Origin of the sequence: Alitibacter langaaensis DSM 22999 (assembly GCF_003096995.1) — a bacterium.
GTDB classification, from domain to species: Bacteria; Pseudomonadota; Gammaproteobacteria; order Enterobacterales; family Pasteurellaceae; genus Exercitatus; species Exercitatus langaaensis.
In genome coordinates this window covers 1-6809 of the sequence record NZ_QENU01000026.1, presented here as the reverse complement: position 1 = coordinate 6809, position 6809 = coordinate 1, and the positions used below count along the sequence as shown (strand labels likewise).

Sequence of the window (6809 nt, the reverse complement as noted above, 5' to 3'; positions counted from 1 at the left end):
ATTAACTTTGTTCAGCACTTTAAGTTTCTGTTTTAATTTTTTTCAAAACGAATCTTACTCGTGCCCACACAGATTGTCTGATAAATTGTTAAAGAGCAAAAAAGAACGACGCACTGGATAATCTTTTCAATTTCACAACAGCGCGTCGTTGTGTGCGGCGTATTATAGGCATTTTCAAATCCTTTGCAACCCCTTTTGCTGAAATTTTTTGAAAATTATTAGCAAGTGATTATTTCTTCATCACTTTGATTCTTTTTCCGCTAGTTTCGTTAATAATTTTTGATGTATTCCGCCAAAGCTACCATTTGACATCACTAAAATATGGTCTTTCGGTTGTGCTTCTTTCACTATCATGTCCACTAGCTTGTCTAAATCCGCCGTCCAATCTGTGGGTTGGATACATTTGGCAGCAATTTCTGCTACTTCCCACGGGATATTATCGGGTTGCAATAAGAATACATAATCGGCTCTAACCAACGCAGGAGCGAGCTCATCTTTATGATGTCCCATTTTCATAGTATTCGAACGGGGTTCAAGTACAGCCAAAATACGCACACCGCCCCCTACTTTATCTCTAAGTGCGGTCAATGTAGCTTGAATTTCTGCAGGGTGATGAGCAAAATCATCATACACAGTGATACCATTCACTTCACCTTTCACTTCTAAGCGGCGTTTGGCATTCACAAATGTTGAAAGTGCTTTTGCCGCATTTTCAACGGAGACACCTGCATGATGGGCTGCCGCAATCGCCATTAATGCGTTATGCATATTATGTTGCCCCACGATATTCCAACTCACTTCAGCCACTTTTTCGCCATAATGATATACGGCAAATTGGCTGCAATCATTGGTGATTCTTTCGGCAAACCATTCTTTATCTTTTCCTAAGAATTGCTGTTCTGACCAACAACCCATATCTAGGGTTTCTTTCGCACTGTTTTCCGCCGCCGTTGAAAGCACTAAACCGCTTTGTGGCATTGTGCGAATCATATGATGAAATTGACGCTGGATTGCTTTGAGATCATCAAAAATATCTGCATGATCAAAGCCAATATTATTAATGATTAAGGTTTTGGGATTGTAATGAACAAATTTCGAGCGTTTATCAAAAAATGCAGTGTCATATTCATCGGCTTCAATAACAAAATATTTATCGCCGCCTAAACGAGAAGAAACCCCAAAATTACCTGAAATTCCACCAATTAAAAAACCAGGCTCTAATCCATTCTGTTCTAAAATCCAGGTCAACATACCTGTTGTGGTGGTTTTGCCATGAGTCCCTGAAACCGCGAACACCCAACGATTACGCAACAAATTATCATGTAGCCATTGTGGACCAGAGGTAAATGGCAATTGATTTTCTAAGATATATTCCACGCAAGGATTACCACGCTTCATCGCATTTCCAATAATCACCATATCAGGCGCGGGCTGCAATTGCGCGACATCAAAATTTGGAATAATCTCAATGCCACTTTGTTCCAAGAACGTTGACATTGGCGGATAAACATTGGTATCCGAACCCGTGACGTGATAGCCCAGTTGCTTTGCGATCATGGCAACGCCCCCCATAAAAGTGCCACAGACACCCAAAATATGAATATGTTTTTTGTCCATTTTATTCTCTTTAAAAGAAAAATGTGATTCGCATCACATTGTTAATATTTCGTTATTCTTTACAAAATTTGTCTCGCTATAATAATCCAACTTGCGAATTCAGTCTATCGCCTAAATGATTGCGCCAAAGTGCGGTCAAATTTCACGAAGTTTTTTTAAGGAGAAAACATGAAAACCTTAGACGAATTTATCGTTGAAAAGCAAATGGAATTCCCTCATGCCAAAGGTGCATTAACAGGGATTTTGTCTTCTATTCGATTAGTCGCCAAAATTATTCACCGCGACATTAATCGCGCGGGTTTAACCACAGATATCTTAGGTTTAGCCGGCAATGAAAATGTGCAAGGCGAGAACCAGATGAAATTAGATGTATTTGCCAATGAAACGATGATGCGCGCTCTTATGGCTCGTGAAGAAGTCGCAGGTTTCGCTTCAGAAGAAGAGGATACGTTTATTGCCTTTGATACCGAACGAGGGCGCAATGCAAAATATGTGATTCTGACTGATCCACTGGATGGTTCATCAAACATTGACGTGAATGTTGCAGTGGGAACGATTTTTTCCATTTATCGCCGCGTTTCGCCTATTGGCACACCCGTGACCTTAGAAGATTTTATGCAGCCGGGCAATCGACAAGTTGCCGCGGGCTATGTGGTTTATGGCTCATCCACAATGTTGGTTTATACCACAGGGAATGGTGTTCACGGCTTTACCTATGACCCTTCACTGGGTGTATTTTGTCTTTCTCACGAAAACTTACAAATTCCGCCAACAGGAAAAATTTATTCTATTAATGAAGGGCAATATCTTAAATTCCCAATGGGGGAAAATACATTAAATATTGCCAAGAAGAAGACGCCAGTACGCATCGCCCTTATACTTCGCGCTACATTGGTTCATTGGTTTCCGATTTTCACCGCAATATGCTGAAAGGCGGCATTTACATTTACCCCAATGCAACGAATTATCCGAACGGCAAATTACGTTTATTATATGAAGGCAATCCGATGGCATTTTTAGCCGAACAAGCCGGCGGTTTAGCGACCGATGGTTATAATCGAATTTTAGACATAATTCCGACCGCACTTCATCAACGCATTCCGTTATTTGTTGGCTCCCGTGAAATGGTTGAAAAAGCACAGGATTTTATGAATGAATTTAAAAATGTGTAAATTTAATTAAAGATTCAGTGATTTCATTGACGCCTTAACATCTATTGAATATGATGACGGCAAATGTTGAACCAACATCCTGTTGGTTCTTTTCTTATTTATTTGGAGTCATCATGAAAAAATCTCTCAGCTTAACCTTATTATTAGCAATAGTTACATTAACCGCTTGTGACAAACTCAAAGGGGTAGAAAAACCTGCTCAGCCCGCACCACAAACCCAAGTGCCAACAGCGCAGCCGCAATCTTTAACCGATGCGTTACAACACCAATCTCAATCGGGAACACAAGATCTAATGCTCGCATTGTTTAATCAATCGGTTAAGGTTACCGCAATGGCGCGAAATATTGTGACCGATGCAGAGAAAAATGAAGGTTCTCTGGTTGTCTATCGTGTTGAAAACACGAGCAAAAAACCATTAACTTCAGTAGCATGGACAACGGCATTTACCCTGAATAATCAAATCATTTACACCACAAATGTTGTGCTTGACTTAAATAAACAGCCGATTCCCGCAGGTTCTGCCACTGATGTTCGCACATTAGATTTATTTAAAAATATGTCTGAACAATCAAAAGCAATTATCCAAGACCCAACCAAACAGCTTGGCGTGATTATTGTCGCCCGTGAAGTATCCTTTGCTGACGGTTCGAGAGTGATCGTTTCTGAATAAGAATGTTATATCGCAAACAAAAAATGCGCTGAATTCACACTCAGCGCATTTTTATTATCATCATGTTTATACAATATTCACACTATGACGAAATAAACGTTGCCCATACAGGCAAACTTGAAGCCAGAATCAACAATAAAATCAGATTAAAATAATCCAATTTAATTTTCCGCAAAATATGCACCGCTAAAATAGCCATTATCACCAGATGCAACACAAAATACAGTATCGCAGGAAATTCTGCTGGCAGATCTTTTATCGCTTCAATCGGCTGAATAATGTTAGGCGCGAAACACAACATTGCCAAAGTATAAATCACATTAACAACCACTAATAACGCCATAAGAAACGGAAGCAAGGCGATAAAACCTTGTAAACGGTTACGAGAAACCGATAATGCGATATTGGCTAATATTACCCCTACTAACATTTGCGCAATTGGACTTAAACGCAAAGGTGAGTTTCCTACAAAATAAAGACTGATAACCACGCCACAAATAGCCAACGCCAAGGCTGCTGCTAGCCATGAACGCAGATAAATCATCGCCACAATCATCAATCCAATGATAGACAATAATAAGGGCAATATTCCTACTGTCGCTATTTGCGTACAAACCACAATCGCAGAAAGCAGCCAATAAATTGCCATATATTGATTAGCGTTGATTAAGCGTCCACGTTGTCCATTACAGATTTGCCCTTTCATAAAAACAATCAATAACAAAATTTCAGCCGTAAAAAGGGCGATTGCGTATTGCGCAACCTCAACCGTTGCGCCAAGTAAAGCGCAAATAAATTCAAATGCCAACAGCAATATAAGCGGTATAGCAGAAAAAAGTGCGGTCGAAATTGGAGAAGTTTCTTCGTGTGCCATAATGATTCCTTATTCATAAGTGGCGGGTATTATGCAGAAATTCACAAATAGGGTCAAATTTGACCGCACTTTAAAAATGCAAATTTATCACCATATTACATAGACTTGCAGTTTGTTTTTGTTTAGACTGTTTACAAATTTTTTACACTTAATGTTATATTCGAATGGAGAAAAAAATGGCACAGGATCAAGATCCATGGGCGGCCCCTGGTAAGAATAATCCAGGGCAAGAAAATCAGCCAACTGATAAGCCAAAGCATAACGATGAACAATCGCCACCAGATTTAGAAGAAGCCTTTTCAAATTTATTGAAAAAGCTAGGTGGAAATAAATCACGCTCAAACAATAATGGTAGTTCAAATGGCGCCCCCATTCATTATGGCAAATTTTTGCCGATTGCAGCCTTAGTGGGCGTTATCGTTTGGGGAGCGAGCGGTTTTTATACCATTAAAGAAGCAGAACGCGGTGTGGTTACCCGTTTCGGGCAACTTCATTCTATTGTGCAACCCGGTTTAAACTGGAAACCCACTTTTGTCGATCAAGTGATCCCGGTTAATGTGGAACAAGTGCGTGAACTGAAAACCCAAGGTTCCATGTTGACGCAAGATGAAAATATGGTGAAAGTGGAAATGACTGTGCAATACCGCGTGTCCGATCCTGCGAAATACAAATTTAGTGTTACCAATGCGGATGACAGCCTTGGGCAAGCCACGGACAGCGCCTTGCGTTATGTTATCGGTCATATGACGATGGATAATATTCTAACCAAAGAGCGTAGCGTGGTGCGTGATAGCACGTGGAAAGCACTCAATGAGATTATCAAGCCTTATGATATGGGCTTAAATATTATTGATGTGAACTTCCAATCTGCGCGCCCGCCAGAAGATGTTAAAGATGCTTTTGACGACGCGATCAAAGCGCAAGAAGATGAACAACGTTACATTCGTGAAGCTGAAGCCTATGCCCGTGAGCGTGAGCCGATTGCGCGCGGTAACGCACAGCGAATCATTGAAGCCGCCTCTGCATATAAAGAACAAGTTGTGCTTGATGCACAAGGAGAAATTGAGCGTTTCCAACGTTTATTACCTGAATTTAAAACAAATCCGACTGTGTTAAAAGATCGTCTATACATTGAAAGTATGGAACGTATTATGGCGAAAACACCAAAAGTGATGATGGATGGGGGCAACAGTATGACTGTATTGCCAATCGATCAACTGCTGCGTAACAAAGGCGCGCAAACAAATACGGCGCCAGCTTCAGCACCTCAAAGTGCGGTCAATTCTCAGCCAGTTTTAACGCACCCTACTCAATCAACACCGCCATCATCTGTGGAACGCCAAGGGAGATTTAACTAATGCGTAAATTTTTAACGCCAATTATCATCGTTCTTGCTTTAGTCATTTATTCTAGCGTTGTCGTTGTGCAAGAAGGCTCACGCGGTATTATGATGCGTTTTGGCAAAGTACAACGTGATGCAGACAACAAAGTTGAAGTCTATGAACCAGGTTTACACTTTAAACTGCCTATCATCGACAGTTTGAAACTGCTTGACGCACGTATCCAAACCCTTGATGGCAAAGCCGACCGTTTTGTTACCGTAGAGAAAAAAGACTTATTAGTGGATTCCTATGTGAAATGGAAAATCAGTGATTTCGGTCGTTTCTACACTGCAACAGGCGGCGGTGATAAAACGCTTGCAGCAAACTTATTGCAACGTAAAGTCAGCGATCGCTTGCGCTCAGAAATCGGTACACGCACCATCAAAGATATCGTTTCGGGTACTCGTGGCGAACTAATGGCGGGCGCGAAAAAATCTTTAAATTCAGGCGAAGACAGCACCGCTGAATTAGGGATTGAAGTGGTGGATGTGCGTATTAAGCAAATCAATTTGCCAGATGAAGTTTCTTCATCAATCTACCAACGTATGCGTGCAGAACGTGATGCCGTTGCCCGTGAACACCGTTCGCAAGGTAAAGAAAAGGCGGCATTTATTCAAGCGGAAGTGGATCGTAAAGTTACGTTAATCACGGCTAACGCAAACAAAGCCGCCCAGCAATTACGCGGTGAAGGCGATGCCACAGCAGCAAAACTTTATAGCACTGCATTTGGGCAAGAGCCTGAATTTTATAGTTTTATCCGTAGTTTAAAAGCTTACGAAACCAGTTTTGCGAGCTCGGAGAATATGATGTTGCTTAAACCTGATAGTGATTTCTTCCGCTTTATGCAAACGCCAAAGCAATAGGAAATCATTGAACTAAACATCAAGTGCGGTCAAAAAAATAAAAATTTTTGACCGCACTTTTTTGTTTACAGAAAATTAAGCTAAAAAAACTGGGCTTAGCTCTGCCCAGTTTTTCTTTAGTGAGATTTTATTTTGGGGCTGACGTAGATTAGCCCTAAATTTCACACCATTTTCGCAATGTTTTTAGCTGCATTTTGGGTGTTCCAAAGTTAAACCGAAATTCACATTCC

Annotated in this window: 5 protein-coding genes and 2 pseudogenes; 4 read left to right on the top strand and 3 right to left on the bottom strand. The window is 40.8% G+C overall.

Annotation, left to right across the window (positions count from 1 at the left end; genetic code table 11):
* Positions 1-240: 240 nt before the first annotated feature.
* Positions 241-1617 carry a UDP-N-acetylmuramate:L-alanyl-gamma-D-glutamyl-meso-diaminopimelate ligase gene (mpl, locus tag C8D76_RS09785; protein ID WP_116632585.1) on the bottom strand — a complete coding sequence of 459 codons (1377 nt, stop codon included), beginning with the start codon at positions 1615-1617 and terminating at the stop codon, positions 241-243.
* 168 nt (positions 1618-1785) lie between these two features.
* On the opposite strand from mpl, the pseudogene fbp reads away from it, so the two are divergent.
* Positions 1786-2789: pseudogene (fbp, locus tag C8D76_RS09780) on the top strand (class 1 fructose-bisphosphatase).
* A gap of 113 nt (positions 2790-2902) precedes the next feature.
* A complete protein-coding gene (locus C8D76_RS09775) occupies positions 2903-3460 on the top strand; it encodes a hypothetical protein (protein WP_116632584.1) in 558 nt (185 codons plus the stop codon).
* 82 nt (positions 3461-3542) lie between these two features.
* Here C8D76_RS09775 and C8D76_RS09770 read toward each other — a convergent pair whose 3' ends face one another.
* A complete protein-coding gene (locus C8D76_RS09770) occupies positions 3543-4334 on the bottom strand; it encodes a hypothetical protein (RefSeq protein WP_116632583.1) in 792 nt (263 codons plus the stop codon).
* A 176-nt stretch (positions 4335-4510) separates the two neighbouring features.
* Between C8D76_RS09770 and hflK the strand changes: the two genes are divergently transcribed.
* Together hflK and hflC are read left to right on the top strand one after the other, a co-directional pair.
* Complete coding sequence (hflK, locus tag C8D76_RS09765; RefSeq protein ID WP_116632582.1) at positions 4511-5692, top strand: FtsH protease activity modulator HflK; 1182 nt, start codon at positions 4511-4513, stop codon at positions 5690-5692.
* Positions 5692-6579 (top strand): protease modulator HflC, encoded by an 888-nt coding sequence (gene hflC, locus C8D76_RS09760; protein ID WP_116632581.1) that lies wholly within the window; start codon positions 5692-5694, stop codon positions 6577-6579. The genes hflK and hflC overlap by 1 nt, the downstream gene beginning before the upstream one ends.
* 154 nt (positions 6580-6733) lie before the next feature.
* On the opposite strand, the pseudogene C8D76_RS09755 reads toward hflC, so the two are convergent.
* Positions 6734-6809: pseudogene (locus tag C8D76_RS09755) on the bottom strand (IS1595 family transposase); the annotation flags it as partial.

What these genes read in the sequence shown, in the direction of transcription:
- mpl (WP_116632585.1), bottom strand. Translation starts at nt 1,617, where the DNA reads ATGGACAAAAAACATATTCATATTTTGGGTGTCTGTGGCACTTTTATG.
- C8D76_RS09775 (WP_116632584.1), top strand. Translation starts at nt 2,903, where the DNA reads ATGAAAAAATCTCTCAGCTTAACCTTATTATTAGCAATAGTTACATTA.
- C8D76_RS09770 (WP_116632583.1), bottom strand. Translation starts at nt 4,334, where the DNA reads ATGGCACACGAAGAAACTTCTCCAATTTCGACCGCACTTTTTTCTGCT.
- hflK (WP_116632582.1), top strand. Translation starts at nt 4,511, where the DNA reads ATGGCACAGGATCAAGATCCATGGGCGGCCCCTGGTAAGAATAATCCA.
- hflC (WP_116632581.1), top strand. Translation starts at nt 5,692, where the DNA reads ATGCGTAAATTTTTAACGCCAATTATCATCGTTCTTGCTTTAGTCATT.